Annotated in this window: 13 protein-coding genes and 1 riboswitch; of the genes, 9 read left to right on the top strand and 4 right to left on the bottom strand. The window is 71.4% G+C overall.

The features are described from left to right. The first annotated feature begins 47 nt into the window (after positions 1 to 47). On the top strand, positions 48 to 263 hold the full coding sequence (locus O7614_RS29815) for a hypothetical protein (RefSeq protein WP_278141707.1): 216 nt from the start codon (positions 48 to 50) through the stop codon (positions 261 to 263). Positions 264 to 327: 64 nt separating this feature from the next. Here O7614_RS29815 and O7614_RS29810 read toward each other — a convergent pair whose 3' ends face one another. Next, positions 328 to 1530 (bottom strand): transposase, encoded by a 1203-nt coding sequence (locus O7614_RS29810; protein WP_278141706.1) that lies wholly within the window; start codon positions 1528 to 1530, stop codon positions 328 to 330. Between the two features lie 42 nt (positions 1531 to 1572). Here O7614_RS29810 and O7614_RS29805 point away from each other — a divergent pair, with 42 nt between their 5' ends. Continuing rightward, complete coding sequence (locus O7614_RS29805; protein WP_278142429.1) at positions 1573 to 2517, top strand: aldo/keto reductase; 945 nt, start codon at positions 1573 to 1575, stop codon at positions 2515 to 2517. Between the two features lie 63 nt (positions 2518 to 2580). Here the strand turns inward: O7614_RS29805 and O7614_RS29800 are convergent, their stop codons facing one another. Together O7614_RS29800 and O7614_RS29795 are read right to left on the bottom strand one after the other, a co-directional pair. Continuing rightward, on the bottom strand, positions 2581 to 3114 hold the full coding sequence (locus O7614_RS29800; RefSeq protein ID WP_278141705.1) for a hypothetical protein: 534 nt from the start codon (positions 3112 to 3114) through the stop codon (positions 2581 to 2583). A gap of 71 nt (positions 3115 to 3185) precedes the next feature. After that, entirely contained in the window at positions 3186 to 9017 is a 5832-nt protein-coding gene (locus O7614_RS29795; RefSeq protein ID WP_278141704.1) for a ThuA domain-containing protein, read from the bottom strand. A gap of 302 nt (positions 9018 to 9319) precedes the next feature. Beyond that, positions 9320 to 9429, top strand: a riboswitch (TPP riboswitch). Between O7614_RS29795 and thiE the strand changes: the two genes are divergently transcribed. From thiE to thiC, 7 genes are all read left to right on the top strand, one after another. Continuing rightward, positions 9424 to 10050, top strand: a complete 627-nt coding sequence (thiE, locus tag O7614_RS29790; protein WP_278141703.1) for a thiamine phosphate synthase — start codon at positions 9424 to 9426, stop codon at positions 10048 to 10050. (Overlaps the previous riboswitch by 6 nt.) Further along, positions 10044 to 11207, top strand: coding sequence for a glycine oxidase ThiO (gene thiO, locus O7614_RS29785; protein WP_278141702.1), 1164 nt, complete (start codon positions 10044 to 10046; stop codon positions 11205 to 11207). Before thiE ends, thiO begins: the two co-directional genes overlap by 7 nt. Then, entirely contained in the window at positions 11198 to 11398 is a 201-nt protein-coding gene (gene thiS, locus O7614_RS29780; RefSeq protein ID WP_278141701.1) for a sulfur carrier protein ThiS, read from the top strand. Before thiO ends, thiS begins: the two co-directional genes overlap by 10 nt. Then, the gene (locus O7614_RS29775; protein ID WP_278141700.1) at positions 11395 to 12174 is read left to right on the top strand and encodes a thiazole synthase; all 780 of its coding nucleotides are present in this window, start codon (positions 11395 to 11397) and stop codon (positions 12172 to 12174) included. Before thiS ends, O7614_RS29775 begins: the two co-directional genes overlap by 4 nt. An 83-nt stretch (positions 12175 to 12257) precedes the next feature. Then, complete coding sequence (locus O7614_RS29770; RefSeq protein WP_278142428.1) at positions 12258 to 13007, top strand: thiamine phosphate synthase; 750 nt, start codon at positions 12258 to 12260, stop codon at positions 13005 to 13007. Then, the gene (gene thiD / locus O7614_RS29765; RefSeq protein ID WP_278141699.1) at positions 13004 to 13789 is read left to right on the top strand and encodes a bifunctional hydroxymethylpyrimidine kinase/phosphomethylpyrimidine kinase; all 786 of its coding nucleotides are present in this window, start codon (positions 13004 to 13006) and stop codon (positions 13787 to 13789) included. The genes O7614_RS29770 and thiD overlap by 4 nt, the downstream gene beginning before the upstream one ends. Positions 13790 to 13806: 17 nt before the next feature. Then, complete coding sequence (thiC, locus tag O7614_RS29760; RefSeq protein ID WP_278141698.1) at positions 13807 to 15399, top strand: phosphomethylpyrimidine synthase ThiC; 1593 nt, start codon at positions 13807 to 13809, stop codon at positions 15397 to 15399. A 144-nt stretch (positions 15400 to 15543) separates the two neighbouring features. Here thiC and O7614_RS29755 read toward each other — a convergent pair whose 3' ends face one another. Further along, positions 15544 to 18540 (bottom strand): hypothetical protein, encoded by a 2997-nt coding sequence (locus O7614_RS29755; RefSeq protein ID WP_278141697.1) that lies wholly within the window; start codon positions 18538 to 18540, stop codon positions 15544 to 15546. Positions 18541 to 18545 lie beyond the last annotated feature (5 nt).

Raw genomic sequence — 18545 nt, 5'->3', positions numbered from 1 at the left:
GTTGCTGTCGCGCTCGCTGGTATCCGCCCTCGCTCGCCGAAGCGCTGGTGGCTGGTGGCTGGGAGGCCGGATTCCTGCTCGCCGGAGCGGCGAAGGCCAGCGCCGGTGGAGACAGCGGCTACGTCGCCGGCTGCCTGTTCCGGGCCGTCGGCGTGCTCGAGGAGCGGGCGCAGGCACTGCTTGGCGCTGTCGGCCGCAGCCCCGCCGAGCTGATCGCCACCCTCGGAGCCGCCCGCCAGTTGGTCTCGGAGGTGGTCGGTTGAGCCACCGCCGAGGTGTCTCGCACCAGGCCGGCATAGGGTGGATAGGGTGGATCTCGTGACTGAGTTAACGCTTCCACACGGATGAATCCAGCGGATTTCCGGCTCGGACCGCATTCGACCCCGCACCCCGAAGGGAGGGGGTCACATGTCTTACGTCGTCAGCACCGGCACGGTCGCGCTCTACCGTGGCGAGGATCGCTCTCGCGGCATTGAGGTCACGGCAGGCGGTGAAGCCACAGACCGCGCACTCGAAGACTCTGACGTTCAACCCGATGCGCTGCTTGGCTCTCGCCGCGCACGAGGAACACGTCATGGTCGTGTAGGCGGGCGGAACCAACACCACCTTCCGGCCCGCCCGCGTACCCTGCTGGATCAGCTCCCGCTTGGCCGCGCCGATCGCGGCATCAGCTGCCTTACGTGCCATCGTGGATTTGGCCAGGAACGTCGGTTTAAAGTCTTCCACGGCGATCACTTGGTGGTTGTCGACGACTCGTTTCGCCCACTGCCGGGAGTCGTGGCTGTTTTGTCGGGCTGCTTTCTTGTGCAGCTTCGCCGCCGCGTGCTTGGCCCTGTGGTAGCCGTTGGACTGGGAGTGGCCCTTCGGGCGGCGCCGGCGAGCCATCTTCCGCTGCGCCCTGGCCAACTCGGCGGCGCACCGCTTGCGATGTCCGAGGTGTGGCAGGTCGAATCGGGCATCGGTGGTGGTGGCGGTGGTACTGACACCCCAGTCAACGCCGATCGCCCCGGCCGCCTCGGGTGCGGCGGCGACCTCGCGGCGGACGACGAACGACGCGTACCAGTGCCCGAGGCTGTCTTGGTAGACACGCACGCTGGTTGGCGGGGACGGCAAATCCCGAGACCAGACGACGGGCATGGTGATGCCACCGGCAAGGCGCAGCCGCTCGTCGGCCATGGTGAAGCCACGCAGGGTGTACTCCATGCTGGGCAACGAGCGTTTGCGGGCTTTCGCCTTCGGTCGTCCCCGGCCTTTGACGGTGAACGAATGGCGCAGCGCCGCCGCGTAGGTGCGCAGCGTTTGTTGCTGAGCGACCTGCGAGCCGGCGCGCAGCCAAGCGTTTCGGGCGCGGGCTTCAGTAAGCATCTTAGAAAGGCTGCCGAAGGTGGGCTTCGCGCCGACCTTCTGCTGGTGCACGGCTTCGTTCCATAGGAATCGGCAGCGGCCCCATTCAGCGAGCAGTGCGGCCGTCGTGGTCGCGCCGGGGCGCAGCCGGTAGGTGTAGCGCACTACCTCCATCACAACAATCACTATAAGCACGATTGACGCAGGAGATGTCTCGTGAACGACCTGATGACCTATCGCCGGCTGGGCGACTCCGGGCTCGTGGTTTCCGTGGTCGGCATCGGCTGCAACAACTTCGGCCGCAAGCTCGACCTCGACGGCACCCGTGCGGTGGTGGACGCCGCCCTGGACGCCGGGATCAACCTTTTCGACACCGCCGACATCTACGGTGAGCCGCAGGGCGCCTCCGAGGAGCTGCTCGGGCAGGCGCTCAAGGGCCGCCGGGACGACGTGGTGGTGGCCACCAAGTTCGGCATGGACATGAACGGCCTCAACGGGCCCGACTTCGGGGCACGGGGTTCGCGCCGCTACATCGCCCGCGCCGTCGAGGCGTCGCTGCGTCGGCTCGGCACCGACCACATCGACCTGTACCAGATGCACGAGCCGGACCCGGGCACCCCGATCGACGAGACCCTCGCCGCCCTGGACGACCTGGTCCGCGACGGCAAGGTGCGCTACCTGGGCAATTCCAACTTCACCGGGTGGCAGATCGCCGACGCGGACTGGGTCGCCTCGTCGAACGGGCGGGCCCGCTTCATCAGCGCCCAGAACCACTACAGCCTGCTGGAGCGGTCGGTGGAGACCGAGGTGATCCCGGCGTGTGAGCGGTTCGGCCTGGGGATGCTGCCGTTCTTCCCGCTCGCCAACGGTCTGCTCACCGGCAAGTACCGGCGCGAGGCTCAGCCGCCCGCCGGCAGCCGGCTCTCCGGCGGTGGCCGCTACGCCGAGCGGCTCGCCGCAGCCGACTGGGACACCATCGAGGCGATCGAGGCGTACGCGGGCGAGCGGGGTCTGAGCATGCTCCAGGTGGCGATCGGCGGGCTGGCCGCCCAGCCGGCGGTGACCTCGGTGATCGCCGGTGCCACCACCCCCGAGCAGGTCCTCGCCAACGCCGCCGCCGGCACCTGGGAACCCACTGACGAGGACCTGGCGGCGCTGCGCGCCATCCTCTGAGCCGTACGGACGACGGGCCGGGCCGCTCGTCGCGGCCCGGCCCGTCGGTGAATCGCCTGTCGGTCAGGTGGTGGTGCGGCGGCGGCCGAACAGCATGGCCACCACCATCGCCAGGGCGACGAGGACCAGGCCGGCCGCCGCGAACGGCCACCAGCCCGCACCACCCGCGTCGTCCGCCGGCTTGTTCACCGCGACCGGCTCGGGCGCGGGCGGAGTCTGCGCGGCCCGGGCCTGCACCGTTGCGGTGGCCTTGCCGGACAGGGGGGCGGGGGAGTTGACGGTTACCTTCCACGTGCCGGCGGTGAGCACCGGACCGCTGCTGTAGAAGCCCTGTCCCTCGGGCTGCGGTTCCAACTGCACCGGCCCGACCTTCTGCCCGTCCGGGCCGGTGGCCGTGAGGACCAGACGTACCACCTGGTCCAGTCGACGCCCATCGGTGTAGGTGGCCTGGATGGTGACCCCCTCGGCACCGTCGCCGGCCACCACGAGTTTGAGTTTGTCGGCCTGGGCGGCCTGGGCGGCCACCGGGGCGGCGGCGAACAGGGTCAGAGCCAGCCCGACGACCACGGCGGCCAACACCTTGCGGACACCCGTCATGGACATCTCCTCACTACGGATGAGGGAGGCCCCTCCCCGACGCCGCAGCGTCGGAGAGGGGCCTCGTCGGATCAGAGCTGGCGACCGGGCGCGAGCCTGGTGGCATCGCCACCGAGTCGTCCCGTGCCCTTGACCGTCTCGCCGTCGTTCGCCTTGACCCCGGCCTTACTGGCCGCGCCGCCGAGCCGAACGATCATGGCGTCGGCGTCCCGGATCAGGACGTCCCGAATCTCCGCCTCGCCCACCAGTGCGGTGTCGGAAGCGAGCGTCCGGAACGCGGTCAGCTGCCGCACCGCCGCCTTGTCGTCACCGGCCGCCTCGGACTTGCGGACGGCGTCGAGCTTGTTGCTCAGCTGCTTGTGCGCCTTGGTCGAGAGCCGACCCGTCGCCTTGAACCGGTCCAGCAGACCCTGCATGTCCCGGAACGAGGTGGTGACGAAGAACCGGACCGTCGAGGTGGTCTCGTTGCCCGCCTTGTCGGTCGCGGTCACGGTCAGCTCGTGCAGGCCGAGCGACAGCTCGTACATGGCCTGCAGGGTGCCGCTGGCGTACGCCTGGCCGTCCAACTTGCCGACCACGGTCGCGATGCCCGAGGTCGGGTCGACAGCCTGCCAGGACACTCGGACGTCCTGGCTGTCGCCGTAGAGCTGGCCGTCGGCGATACCGGAGACCAGCAGCGTCGGCTTGGCGCCGTCGATCTTCAAGACCGCCGACTTGAGCGTCTCGGCGTTGCCGGCCTTGTCGGTCGAGCGGTACAGCAGCTCGTGCTGCCCGTCACCGGTCACCTCGACCGGCGTCGTGTACGGCGTCCACGCGCCACCGTCGAGCGACCACTCCACCGTCTTGACGCCGGAACCGGCGTCGGTGGAGGCCAGCACGACCGGGATCGTCCCGTTGTGCCAGCCGGCGTCGTTCGCCGGAGCGAACGTCGCCGTGGTCACCGGCGCGGTGGCGTCGATCTTGACCGAGACGGTCTTGGTCTCCTCCACGTTGCCGGCCTTGTCGGTCGAGCGGAACCGCAGCTCGTGCTCGCCATCGCCGCTGACCTCCACCGGGGCGGTGTAGTCCGTCCAGGTGGTGGCCCCGTCCAGCTGGTACGCCGTGCCGGCGAGCCCGCTACCGCCGGCCTCGTCGGCACCGGTGAGCGTGATCGTCACCGGCCCGGTGTGCCACCCGTCGGTCGGGGTTCCGGACACCGCCGCCGTGGTCACCGGCGCGGTCTCGTCGGCCACCTCCGTGCTCAACCGGAAGTAGTCGAACGCGGCGGTCTTCGAGGCCGTCTGGTTGGCGCCGAGGGTGAACAGCCCGACCTTCGGGGTGGCACCCACCGCGGTGTTGGTCAGCGCCTCCAACGCGGTCCAGGTCGTCCCGTCAGCCGAGTACGACGCGGTGAACGTGTCGCCTACGCGTGCCAACCGCAGATGCCACACCGCCGAGGTGAGGCTGGCTGCCTCCGGCTGCGGGTTCTGGACCGCCCCGGCGATCTCGCTGCGGAACTCGATCCGCCGCGTCACCGCCTGGCCGGCCTGGTTGTCCGCGATGAAGTCGAACTTCAGGTAGTTGTCGTCGTCCGCCTGCACGAGCAGACCGGCCTGCTGGTACTGCTCGTTCAGCAGGCTGCCGTCGACCTTCGTCTCCAGGGTCCAGTCGCCCGACGGCGCGGTCTGGAGGATGAAGTTCTTCGGCCCGGTGTTGTCGGTGCCGTAGATGTCACCGTTGGGCACGTCGATGCGCAGCGCGCCACCGGTGACCCGGTAACCGGTCGGGTCCTCCCGCAGGATCGCGTCCCACCGGCACTTGTCCAAGGTGTCACCGTTGAACTCGTCCGACGGGTCGACCGGCCCAGCCGGGGCGTCCGGCGTAACCAGGAACGAGTCGAAGGCCGCGTCGACGACCGGTGCCTCGGTGCCGCCGTTGAGCGCGAAGACACCGATGCGGGGGTTGGCGATGCCGTCGAGCGCTGCCGAACGGCCGACCGGGGTGAAGGTCTGTCCGTCGGCCGACACGGCCGCGGTCAGGTTCGTCCCGTCGCTGGTGATCCGCAGGTGCACGGTGTCACCCGCCGGAGCGGCGATCCTGTCGGCCGCCTCGTTGCGCGGCGTGGCGGCGGTCTCCCGGATGAACTCCACCGACCGGCTGCCGTTGTACAGCAGGTCCAGCTTGGCGTAGTTGTCGTCGTCGCCGTACACCAGTAGGCCAGCCTGCTGGTAGTTGGCCGTCACCGGCAGAGTGACCTTGGTGGTCATCTCCCAGGCGCCGGTCGGAGCCGCCTGGAGCACCAGGTTGGTGGCATCGTTGCGGGCGCCGTACAGGTCACCCACCGCCGTGGGCAGCCGCAGCGAGCCGCCACTGACCGAGTAGAGCTGGTTCTCCCGGATGACGCTGGTCCAGCGCTCCTTGTCGAGGCTGTTGCCGTTGAAGTCATCCGAACGCGCCCCGAAGCAGGACGTGTCCGGAGCGTCCACCCGCACCGGCACCGTGGCGTACGCCTTGGCGCCCTTGCTGTCGGTCACCGTGAGGGTGGCCGTGAAGGTGCCCGCCGTGGTGTAGGTGTGACTGGCGTCCAGTGTGGTCGCCGTGCCTCCGTCACCGAAGTCCCAGGCGTACGTCAACGGGGTGTCGCCCTCGGCGTCGGTGGCCGTGCCGTCGAAGGCGACGGTGACCGGTGCGGTGCCGGTGGCCGGGGTGGCCGTGGCGCTGACCACCGGCGGCGCGTTCTCGGTGACACCGCGACCGACGAAGTCCATCCAGTTGACGTTGAACAGCGAACCGGAGCCGCCGTTCGGGTCCCGGGCCAGGAAGAACAGCGAGCCGCTCGCGGCACCGGTGACCGGCGCGCTCACGTCCGTGTACGTCTGCCACCCGCCGGTTGCCGGCACGGTGGCCGTGGCGACCACCGGTCCGTCGACCGCACCCGCGCGGACCTCGATCCGACCACCTGCGGCGGCCGAAGCTGCCCGGAAGCGGATCTCGGTGATGTTGGTCAGGTCCGCCGGAGCGACCGACCACCAGTCGCCGTCCTCGATGAACGCGATGCTCTGACCGCCGCCCGCGGTGTCGGTGGCGGCTTCCCGCTGCACGCCGGCGTCGCCGCCGCCGGTGCTCACCGGGGCGCGCCCGGTGGCGGTGAAGTACTCGGCCTGCTTCTGCTTGGGCTGGAGGACCTCGATCTGCCGGCCGGTCAGGGCACCGGAGCCGCCGGCACCACCCTCGTCGGTGTAGGTGGCCTCGAAGACCGCGAAGACGTTCGCCTCGGCGCCGTGCCCGGAGGCGAGCGACGTCTGGACGGTGCCGGTGCAGCCGGTGTGCTGCTCCAGCGGGTGGGCGTGCTCGTCGTGACCGAGCAGCACCTGCAGCTGCACCTTGTCACAGTCGATCTGCCCGTCCTCCGGGTCGGTCACCTTGATCGAGTAGCGGACCTGGTCGCCCCAGTCGAAGAAGCCGCCGTCCGGTGGGAACTCGATGGTGACCGTCGGCGCGGTGTTGCCCACGGTCACCGGCACGTTGGCCACCGCGGTCCGGCCCTTGGGGTTGGTGACGGTGAGCTGGGCGGTGTAGTTGCCGGCCGTGGCGTAGGTGTGCGTCGGGTTGGCCTCGGTCGAGGTCTGCCCGTCGCCGAACGTCCAGGCGTAGGTGAGCGCCCCACCGTCCGGGTCCCGGGAGCCGGCGCTGGAGAACGTGACGGTCAACGGCGCCGGACCCGAGGTCGGGTTGGCGGACGCCGCCGCGATCGGTGCACGGTCACCGGCGGTGTAGTCGATCCGGTAGACGCCGGAGTTGTCGTTGTTGCCACCGAAGCCGCTGCCCCACTCGATCAGGTACAGCGCGCCGTCCGGACCGAACTCGAAGTCCATCGGCCGGATCATGCTCATGCCGGTGAGCAACTGGTTGATGTCCACCAACGACTTGCCGTCGGCGGTCACCTGCATGGTGTACATCTTGTTCTGGTTCCACTCGCCGAGCAGCGCCTTGCCGTCGTAGTACGCCGGCCACTTGCGGGTGGAGTTGAGGTCGGCATCGTAGCGGTAGACCGGGCCGCCCATCGGGGCACCACCGCCGCCGATCTCCGGGTAGCGCGCGTCACCGGCGTACCCGTAGTCGACGGTCGCCGGAACCACCGGCGGGAGGTTGGTCAGGCCGGTGTTGTTGGGCGAGTCGTTCACCGGTGCGGCGCAGTCGAACTTCGGGCCGCTCGGGCCGGACGGGAACGTGTAGTCGTTGTACGCCTCGTTCGTGCCCGTGCAGTACGGCCAGCCGTAGTTGCCCGGGGTGACGATGTTCCACTCGACCAGACCACGGGGGCCCCGGTTCGGGTTGTCCGAGTTGGCGTCCGGCCCGTAGTCCGCCACGTACAGCGTGTTGGTCTTCGGGTCGGTGCCGATGCGGAACGGGTTGCGGAAGCCCATCGCGTAGATCTCGGGACGGGTCTTCTCGGTGCCGGCCGGGAAGAGGTTGCCCGACGGGACCGTGTACGTCCCGTCGTCCTCCGGGTGGATCCGGATCACCTTGCCGCGCAGGTCGTTGGTGTTGGCGGAGGTGCGCTGCGCGTCGTAGTCCTGGCGGCCCGCCCGCTCATCGAGCGGCGAGTACGAGTTCGACTCGAACGGGTTGGTGTTGTCACCGGTGGCCAGGTAGAGGTTGCCGTCGCTGTCGAAGGCCATGCTGCCGCCGGCGTGGCAGCAGGTGTTGCGCTGGGTGTCGACCCGTAGCACCTGCTTCTCGCTGGCCAGGTCGATGGTGTCGCCCGTCACCGTGAAGCGGGACAGCAGGTTGCGGGTGACCCCGTCGTTCGGGGCGTAGTACAGGTACACCCAGTTGTTGGTGGCGAAGTCCGGGTCGAGCCGGATGCCGATCAGACCGTCCTCGTTGCCGGTGAAGACGTCCAGGTCGACGGCGGTGACGGTGTTGCCGGTGTCCGGCTTCACGATCTGCACGCGGCCGTCGCGCTCGATGTAGAAGACCCGCCCGTCGGGGGCGACGTCCAACTCCATCGGGTTGCTGGTGTTGCTGTCCAGCGTGACCTTCTCGAAGTTGGCGGTCTTCGAGGCGCCGCAGTCGGCGTTCTCGACGCCGGCCGCGGTGCGGATGCCGCCGAGCAGGTGGGAGAGGAACTCGGGCTCGGCGTACGACTCCCGGGTATGCCCGCCGCCGGTGTACCAGGAGCGGCCACCGTCGAAGTCCTGACACCAGGCGATCGGGTGGTCCGCACCCATCGCGCCGGCACCGGCGGTGTAGCTCTTCTCGTCCAGGCTGGCCAGCACGTGCACGTCCGGCCGCGGGTTGGTCTGGAAGTTGTACCACTCGTCGAACCGGGACCAGCGGTCCGGCAGCCCGGCGGTGGACGGGTGCGCGTGGTCCTCCACCTTCACGGTGGCCTGCTGGTTCTGCGGGTGGTTGGCGAAGTACGCGCCGACCAGGTCGCCGTACCAGGCCCAGCTGTACTCGGTGTCCGACGCGGCGTGGATGCCGACGTAGCCGCCGCCGGCCTGGACGTAGCGCTCGAACGCCGCCTGCTGCTCGGCGTTGAGCACGTCACCGGTGGTGGAGAGCCAGATCACCGCCTTGTACTTCGCCAGGTTGGCGTCGTTGAATGCGGCGCCGTCCTCGGAGTTGTCCACGGTGAATCCGTTTTCGGCGCCGAGTTGCTGGATGGCGGCGATGCCGGTCGGGATGGAGTCGTGCCGGAAGCCGGCGGTCTTGGAGAAGATCAGGACGGAGAAGGGATCGGCTGCGGCCTTTGGCGCCTTGGGCACCACCTGGCTGACCGGGGCTGCGGCTTGCGCATCCCGTGGGGGGACCTGGGCGGCAGCCTGGGCGGGCGCGCCGAACAGGGTGGTCGAGGCCATGGCCAGGGAGATCAGGGTTGCGGTGATGGGTACGCGGGCACGACGAGAACGGGACACGCCGCCTCCTGTGTCGTAGTGACAGAGAGCTCGCGGGAGTCGGCTCGCCGAACGCCCTCCCTCATGGAGCCGGTGGTGACGCCGTGCCAGGGTGCCCCACCGACATTTTGTCGAATCGCTGAACAAATTAATTCGGCTGGCTCGATGTCGGGCAAGATGCCGGCGGGTAACGGTTCTGCAACGGCGGGCGACATTCCGAACAGGACCGTATGAAGTGCCCCATCGATCTTCCTCATCCCGGCCCGCCCGGCCACCGCCGAGCCCGCCTTGGCAGGCCGGCGGATCTGTCGTACGGTGACACGCAAGTAACCCACGGGAGCCCGGTGTACCGGGCTGAGAGGGGGGCTGACAGCCCCCGACCGTCGAACCTGATCCGGGTAATGCCGGCGCAGGGAGGAGCGTTGCCGTGCCGTCCATAGGGCGACTGCATCTGATCACCGACACCCGACCCGGGTGCGACCCGCTCACCGTGGTCCGGGCCGCCCTCACGGCGGCCCGCGCCGACCTGGTGGTGCAGGTCCGCGTCGAGGATTCCGCCACCGACCGCGAGGCGTACGACCTGGCCCGACGGGTCCTGGCGCTCTGCGCGTCGTACGAGGCGACCTGCCTGGTCAACGACCGGCTGCACGTGGCGCTGGCGGTCGGTGCCGACGGCGGGCACGTCGGTGCCGAGGACCTGCCGGTCGCCGCCGCCCGCCGGGTGCTCGGCCCCGCCGCGGTGCTGGGAGCCACCGCCCGCGCACCGGAGGCGGCGACGTCGGCGGTCGCGGCCGGAGCCAGCTACCTGGGCGTCGGGCCGTGCCACACCACCAGCACCAAGTCCGGCCTACCCGACCCCATCGGGCCGGCCGGGGTACGCGCCGTCGTCGACGCCGTCGACGTGCCGGTCATCGCGATCGGCGGAGTGACCGCCGCGCGGGTGCCGGCGCTGCGGGACGCCGGGGCGTACGGGGTGGCGGTGGTCGGTGCCCTCTCCGCCGCCGCCGATCCAGCGCGGGCGACGGCCGAGTTGCTCCGGGCACTGACGTGTTAGCAGGGGGCCCTTCCTCTACGAAAGCCGTTAACAAGGGGCCCTTCCTTGCGGATGTGGCGGTGGTGGGGGCAGGGCCGATCGGGTTGTCCATCGCCTGGCGCTGCGCCGCCCGGGGGCTGCGGGTGGTGGTGCACGATCCGGCACCCGGATCGGGGGCCGCGGCGGTTGCCGCCGGCATGCTCTCACCGGTCGCCGAGGCGTACTTCGGTGAGCGGCAGCTGACCGAGTTGCTCCTCGCGTCCGCCGCCCGTTGGCCGGCGTTCGCGACCGAGCTGACCGAGGTGACCGGAGTCGAGATCGGCTACCGGACCGAGGGCACCCTGATGGTCGGCCTGACCGGCGACGACCTGGCCGAGGCGCGCCGGTTGTGGGCGTACCAACAGGGGTTGGGTCTGCCCGTGACGCCGCTGCGCCCCAGCGAGCTGCGCGACCGCGAACCGGCGCTCGCCCCCCGGGTGCGCGGCGGCGCGCTCGCGCCCACCGACCACCAGGTAGACCCCCGACTGCTGGTGCCGGCGCTGCGCGCGGCCGCGCAGCGGGCCGGCGCGGTGCTCGTGCCGCAACCGGTCCGGCGCCTGTCCGATGTGGATGCCGAGGTCACCGTGGTCGCCGCCGGCTGTGGCGCTGCAGCGCTCACCGGCCTGCCGGTGCGGCCGGTGAAGGGCCAGATCCTCCGGCTCCGCGCGCCCGACGGCGTCGCGCCGGGCTTCCGACACGTGATCCGGGGGTACGCCGACGGCGAGCCCGTCTACCTGGTGCCCCGTGCCGACGGCGAGGTCGTGCTCGGCGCGACGGTCGAGGAACGGGCGGACACCACTGTCACCGCCGGTGCCGTGCAGCGCCTGCTCCGCGCCGGAATCGACCTGCTGCCCGAGCTGGCCGAGTACGACCTGGTCGAGGCGGTCGCCGGGCTGCGCCCGGGCACACCGGACAACGCGCCGATCCTCGGGCCGCTGCCCGGCCGGCCGGACGTCCTGGTCGCCACCGGGCACCACCGGCACGGCATCGTGCTCACCCCGATCACCGCCGACCTGATCGCCGACCTGGTGCTCGGCGGGGTTCCCGATCCGCTGCTCGCGCCGTTGCGGGCCGACCGGTTCGACAGCGCGGGCTCGGACGGAGCTGAACCGACAATGGAGGGGGACCGGTGGAGTTGACGGTGAACGGGGCCGGGCGCGTCGTGCCCGGTGGCACGTCGGTGGCCGACCTGGTACGCGACATCGTGCCCGAACAGCGTGGGGTGGCGGTCGCTGTCAACGGGGAGGTCGTACCCCGGGTCGGGTGGCCGGCCACGGCGCTGCGCGACGGCGACCGGGTCGAGGTGCTCACCGCGGCGCAGGGCGGGTGAGCGGCATGCCGTTCGAGCTGGGTGGGGAGACGTTCACCTCGCGGTTGATCCTCGGCACCGGCGGTGCCGCGAACCTGCACGTCCTGGAACAGGCGATCCGGGCGTCCGGCACCGAGCTGGTCACGCTGGCGCTGCGTCGCGTGGGCACCGCGCCCGGTTCCACCGGCGGGCTGCTGGAGTTGCTGGACCGGTGCGGGGTACGCCTGCTGCCGAACACCGCCGGCTGCCACACCGCGACCGAGGCGGTGAAGGTGGCCCGGCTGGCCCGGGACGCGTTCGACACCGACTGGGTCAAGCTGGAGGTGATCGGCGACGAGCGGACGCTGCTGCCCGACGGGGTGGAGTTGCTCCGCGCCGCCGAGGAGTTGGTCGCCGACGGCTTCACCGTGCTGCCGTACACCAGCGACGACCCGGTGCTGGCCCGCCGCCTCGCCGACGTGGGCTGTGCCGCGGTGATGCCGGCCGGCTCCCCGATCGGGTCGGGGCTCGGCATCGGCAACCCGCACCACATCCGGCTCATCAGGCAGGGCGTGGGCGTCCCGGTGATCCTCGACGCGGGCATCGGCACCGCCTCCGACGCCGCCCTCGCGATGGAGTTGGGCTGCGACGCGGTGCTGCTGGCGAGTGCGGTGACCCGGGCCGAGGACCCGGTGGCGATGGCGACCGCGATGCGGTACGCGGTCGAGGCGGGCCGGTTGGCTGCTGGCGCCGGCCGGATCGCCCGACGCTTCCACGCGCTCCCCTCCACCTCCGACGCGGGAAGACCCGACCTGTGACCGGGCCGCAGCAGCCGAAGGGCCAGGCGCCGTCCGTAGATCTTGGAAGGAACAGGCCCCGCCAGGGGCATTTTCCTTCCAAGATCTCGTCGGAGAGCGTGCCGTCGGGCGTTGTCGTGTTGACCGACCGGCTCGTCGGGCGGGATGGGCTCGACCGGGTCGTGGCGGGAGCGGTGGCCGGGGGAGTGCGCTGGGTGGTGCTACGGGAGAAGGACCTGCCCCGTGCCGAACGCGCCGCCCTCGCCGCCGACCTGCGTGCGATCCTCGCCGACGTGGGCGGGACCCTCGTCGTGGCCGGCCCCGACCCGCTCGGCGGCGACGCGGTCCACCTGCCGGCCGCCGGCCCGTACCCACCGCCGACCCACACCCTGGTCGGCCGTTCCTGCCACCACCAGAACGAGCTGGACCGCCTGACCACCGAGCACTACGCCACCATCTCCCCGGTCTGGCCCACGAAGACAAAACCGGGTTACGGCCCACCCCTGGGACCGGACGGCCTGCGCAAGCTGGTCGAGGTCAGTCCCGTGCCGCTGCTGGCCCTCGGCGGAGTCGAAACCCCAGCACAGGTAACCGCCTGCGTAGGAGCAGGAGCAGCAGGAGTAGCAGTCCTGGGCGCGATCATGCGAGCCGGAGACCCCGCCGAGACAGCCGCAACCCTGATCAGCGCCTATGAAGAGGCGGTCACCCCGGTGCTGACCCAAACCCGGCGCGGGGTCACCCAGGTCTCCACGGCAGGGCTGCGTCCGACCGTGCCCACGCAGGGATCAGGCCTGACCGCCCGGAGTGGGCACGGTCGGCCGCAGCCCTCAACCGCAACCACGGAGGAGAAGTGACACCAAGCACAATCCTCACCATCGCCGGCTCCGACTCCGGCGGCGGCGCAGGCATCCAGGCCGACCTCAAGGTCTTCGCGGCGCTGGGCGCGTACGGCACCAGCGTCCTCACGGCGGTCACCGCGCAGAACACCCGGGGTGTCGACGCCGTCCTGCCGATGCCTCCGCGCACGGTCACCGAGCAGTTGGACAGCGTGCTCGCCGACTTCGCCGTCGCTGCGGTCAAGACAGGGATGCTCGGTACCCCGGCGGTCGCCGACGTGGTGGCCGAGGCCGCACGGGCCGGTCGGCTGCCGCACCTCGTTGTCGACCCGGTGCTGGTCGCCACCAGTGGTCACCGGCTCGGCGTGGTGGACGCGGTGCAGCGGCTGCTGCCGTACGCCACTGTGGCGACGCCGAACTGCGCGGAGGCCGCGGCCATCACCGGGCGTCCGGTCGACGACGTGGCCGGGATGGTCGTGGCCGCCGAGGCGCTCGCGGCCGGCGGACCGGAGTACGTGGTGGTCACCGGCGGCGACCTCGGCGGTGACGAGGCGGTGGACGTGCTGCACGGGGACGGCGTCACCACTCTGCTGCGCGCCCTGCGGGTGGACACACGGCACACCCACGGCACCGGGTGCTCGTTCTCGGCGGCGATCGCGGTGCGGCTCGCCCTCGGCGATCCGGTGCCGGCGGCGGTGGGAACCGCCAAGGAGTACGTGCTCCGAGCGCTGGCCGGCGCGCGGAGTTGGGAGCTGGGCGCGGGACGCGGGCCGCTGAACCACTTCGGCTGGTCCGCTTGATCACCAGGGAGGCTGTCATGCAGGCACGAGGCAAGGTGTACGTCGAGGGTTCCCGACCGGACGTCCGGGTTCCGTTCGCGGAGGTGGAGCTGACCGGGGACCACCCGCCGGTGCGGCTCTACGACACGTCCGGCCCGGGGTCGGACCCGTCGGTGGGGTTGCCCGCATTGCGAGGCCCGTGGATCGCCGAGCGCGGTGACGTGGCGCCGGTGCGGGGCGCGGGCACCCCACTGGCCGGAATGGACGGTCGCCGGCCGACGCAGCTCGCGTACGCGCGGGCGGGTGTGGTGACGCCGGAGATGGAGTTCGTGGCGATCCGGGAGAACGTCGACCCGGAACTCGTGCGGGCCGAGATCGCCGCCGGTCGGGCGGTGCTGCCACTCAACGTGAACCACCCGGAGTGTGAGCCGGCGATCATCGGCAAGGCGTTCCTGGTCAAGGTGAACGCCAACATCGGCACCTCGGCGGTCAGCTCGTCGGTGGCGGAGGAGGTGGAGAAGCTCACCTGGGCCACCCGTTGGGGTGCGGACACCGTGATGGACCTGTCCACCGGAAAACGGATCCACGAGACCCGTGAGGCGATCGTGCGGAACTCGCCGGTGCCGATCGGGACGGTGCCGATCTACCAGGCGTTGGAGAAGGTCGGCGGCGACCCGGTGAAGCTGAGCTGGGAGGTGTTCCGGGACACCGTGATCGAGCAGGCCGAGCAGGGCGTCGACTACATGACGGTGCACGCCGGGGTGCTGCTGCCGTACGTGCCGCTGGCCGTGGACCGGGTCACCGGGATCGTCTCCCGGGGCGGCTCGATCATGGCGGCCTGGTGTCTGGCGCACCACGAGGAGAACTTCCTCTACACCAACTTCGCGGAACTGTGTGCGCTGCTCGCCAAGTACGACGTGACGTTCTCCCTCGGTGACGGGCTGCGTCCCGGCTCGATCGCGGACGCCAACGACGAGGCGCAGTTCGCCGAGCTGCGCACCCTCGGCGAGCTGACGAAGATCGCCTGGGAGCACGACGTCCAGGTGATGATCGAGGGACCCGGCCACGTGCCGATGCACAAGATCAAGCAGAACGTGGACCTGCAGCAGGAGTGGTGCCACGAGGCGCCCTTCTACACGCTCGGGCCGCTGACCACCGACATCGCCCCGGCGTACGACCACATCACCTCGGCGATCGGCGCCGCGATGATCGGCATGTTCGGCACCGCCATGCTGTGCTACGTCACGCCGAAGGAGCACCTTGGCCTGCCGGACCGGGACGACGTGAAGGCGGGCGTGATCGCGTACAAGATCGCCGCGCACGCGGCGGACCTGGCCAAGGGGCATCCGGGCGCGCAGGCCTGGGACGACGCCCTGTCGAAGGCCCGGTTCGAGTTCCGCTGGGAGGATCAGTTCAACCTCTCGCTGGACCCGGAGACCGCGCGGTCGTACCACGACGCGACCCTGCCCGCCGAGCCCGCGAAGACCGCCCACTTCTGCTCGATGTGCGGCCCGAAGTTCTGCTCGATGAAGATCACCCAGGAGCTGAAGGAGTACGCGGCCCGCGGCATGAAGGACAAGTCGGAAGAGTTCGTGTCCGGAGGCGGAAAGGTCTACCTGCCGCTGGCCTGACGGGTGCGGCGCTCACCTCGTCCGGTCGGCCTGGCGGCCTGGTGAGCGGGGTTGCAGGATGATCGACTCGGGTTCACTGGTGTCGCGGTGTCCAAGCGGGTGGGATAGCCCGACTCCAGTGAACCCGAGTGGATCAAGCGGGACTCACTCGCGGTGGTGCCGGCCGGTGGAGCGCAACGAACGGCGGGCGTTCCCCCGCTCCGGCTCGTTGTCCGATACCGGCTTACTCAGGCCTGCGACCCAGTCGACGAACTCCTCGTCCTGAGCCTTCAGCGGTTCCGTCTCGCCCGCCGGTTCCTGACCTTCCTCGGCCCGGGACCGGTTACGGCGGAAGAGGCCACCGAGCCGTCCGCGCCGGGAGGGCTGCTCCGTCGCCTTGCCCGTCGGGGTGGCGTCGACGCTCGCCGGGTCGTCGGTGCCGGAGGTCGTACCGGCCGTGGCCGGCACGACCGGCGAATCCGAGGCGCTCGGGTTCTCTGGCGGAGTTGACGTCTCGCTGCTCGTGGTCGGACCGGCCGGTGTCGTCCGGACCGTCGAGCGGTCCGGTGCGTCGGTAGGTCCGGTGCGCCGGGTCGTGTCGAAGGCGTTCCAGGTGCTGGCCCGGCTCAGATCCGGCAGCGGCGCCCGGTGTCGGGGCCGCAGCGTCGGCCCCGATGGCTTGTCCGGCTCGGCCGGCGCATCCGAAACTGTCGACTCCCGTCCGGGAGCCTGCGGCGGCACCGTCCATGCCGAGGCGACCGGCCAGGGCGATCGCTCGGGCGTCCACCGGTCCGTGTCGGAGTCGCCGGTGGTCGTGATCCCGAACAACCCGGCGGCGGAACCGTCCTCGGCGGCGGAACCGTCCTCGTTGGCCGTCCGCGCCTCGGCGGCTTCGCCAGCCCGGTCGGCCGCGGACGCACCTGCCGGGTCGGCTGGTGGCGTGGCTGAGCCGGCGGTCGCGGTAGCCGGTGGTGTGGCCGAGCTGACGGTCGCGGTGGCCGGTGGCGCGGTGCTGCTGGTGGCCGGGACGGTGGCACCGGTGGTCGCGTCGGCCGGTGGCGCGGTGGAGTCGGTGGTTGCGTCGGCCGGGGTACGCGGCGCGCCCGCCTTGGGGTCGGCCACCGCTGAGGTCGGGCTGGTCGCGGCGGCGCGCGGCGGCTTCGGTACCGCCGCCTTCGGGTCGGCTGCCGCCGCCCTGGCGTTGGCTGCTCCGCTCTTCGTGCCGGTGACCGGAGTGCGCGGGGGGTTGACCGCCTCGGCCGCTGCGCCGGTCCCGGCGGTCGGTGCCCCTGTCGTACCGGTCCCGGCGGTCGGGACCGCTGCCGTCGCGCTGGCCGGGGAGGCCTTGGCCGCCTGGTCGGACCCGCTGCCCTGGCTCTCGTCGCTGAGCGCCGGAGTGTCGGCTGGCGTGCCGGAGCCGGTGCTGTCGGCGAACCTGCCGGGGCGGGTGCCCCTCTTCGTGCGCCCGGAGGCCGTCTCGCCGCTGCTCTTAGACTCGGTTGGCGACGTCTCGCCCGGAGCGTCAGAGGTGGCATCCGAACCGACCTTCGGCTTACGGGTCCGACGCGGCTTGAGCGCCGCCGCATCGCCCGCACCCGTGCTGGCCGCGCCGCTGCCGACCGCACCCGTGTCGGCCCTACCGGTCGTGCCTGCGCTGGTCGTGCCTGCGCTGGTCGTGCCTGCGCTGGTCGTGCCTGCGCTGGTCGTGCCTGCGCCGGTCGTGCCCGTGCTGGTCGTGTTCGCACCGATGCCGCGGTCGTGGGTCGCTGGATCGGTCGTGCGCGCTGGCGCGCCGTCGGTCTGCTCGTCGCCGGCAGGGCCGAACGACGGGGCGGCGGCACCCGCACGGCCGGCCGTGCTGCTGGTCGGGGCAGCGCTGGTCGGGCTGCTGACGTCGGTGGTGGCCGAGCGCTCGCTGTCGGCCGACGAGGGGCCCTCCTCCGGGCTCAGCCTGCGGGTCCGCGTGTCGGCGGTGAACTCGCCGGTCGGATCGGTCAGCCAGGATGCGGGGCTGGCCGGCGCGTCAGGGGTTGCCGCAGCGGCCGGGGGAGAGCCGTGTTGGCCGCTCGTGGTGGTCGCCGGCCAGTCCCAGTGTGCCGGGACGGTGCGTACACCGTCGGAGCCGTCGCCGGCCCACGGACCTGGGACGAGGGCGGCCGGCGTGGTGTCGACGGGCGTCTTCGCGTCGGTGCGCTCGGCGGCGGCCGACTCGTTCGACGAATCCGTCGACGCCGCGCCCGGCAGCTCCGGGGCCGGGGGCAGTGGGCGCAGGATGTCGGAGGGCTCGATGGCGTGCGTGTCCCCGGTACGGGCGCCGGCGGGCCAACGCAGCAGCGCGGCGGCCGCCGCGCCGAGCGTGCCGGCGAGGATCGCGATCAACGAGCCGTAGTACGGGGTGGCCTGGTAGCGGTCCACCGCGTCACCCGGACCGGCGGTCAGGTACGCGAATGCCACAAGCACCGGCCCGGCCACCCCGGTGGCTCCGCTGACCAGTGGTGCCTGACCTCGCCAGCGGGCCAGTCCGGCGGTCGCCGCGCCGGCCAGCAACGCCACGATGGGCAGCAGGAGCAGCGCCAGTCGTTGCGCGGCGGCGTCGTCCAGCCAGCTCGGCTCCAGGACACCGAGCCGTACCGTCGGCAGTGGGCCGGCCGTGCCGAGCGACGGCAGGACCGAGATCATCGCCAGCAGCCAGACCGCGCCGGCCACGGCCGCCATGTTCCAGCCCAGCTCGGGCCGGAACAGGACGGCGATCGCCGCGCCCGCTCCGATCACCGCTCCGAGTACGGCGCAGATGCCCACCGCCCACACCGGGTCGACCGAGATCAACTCGGCGGCGCGGGCGGGCTGCATGCAGAGCGGAGCGATGACGGTGGCACCGAGTGCCGCCGCGCCACCGATCGCCAACTGGCGGCCGGTGCTGGGCGCCGGTGCGTCGCGGCGAGCGAGGCGTCCGGTCAGGACGGCGCCGGCGACGGCGGCGTTCGCGGCGAACCAACCGACCCAGACGAGCTGGGTCGGCCACTGGTTGACGGTCGTACCGGTGAAGGCGCCGGTCAGCCGGACGATGCCGAAACCGTACGCGACGCCGAGCTGGCCGGCTCCGGCCAGCACGCTCACCCCGAGCGCCGTGAGCAGCAGTCTGCCCCAGGTCCGAAAGGCCATGTCGG

Source organism: Micromonospora sp. WMMD961 (genome assembly GCF_029626145.1).
Lineage (GTDB): Bacteria > Actinomycetota > Actinomycetes > Mycobacteriales > Micromonosporaceae > Micromonospora.
The sequence above is the reverse complement of the archived record's forward strand: the minus strand, read 5'-3'. Positions and strand labels throughout refer to the sequence as shown.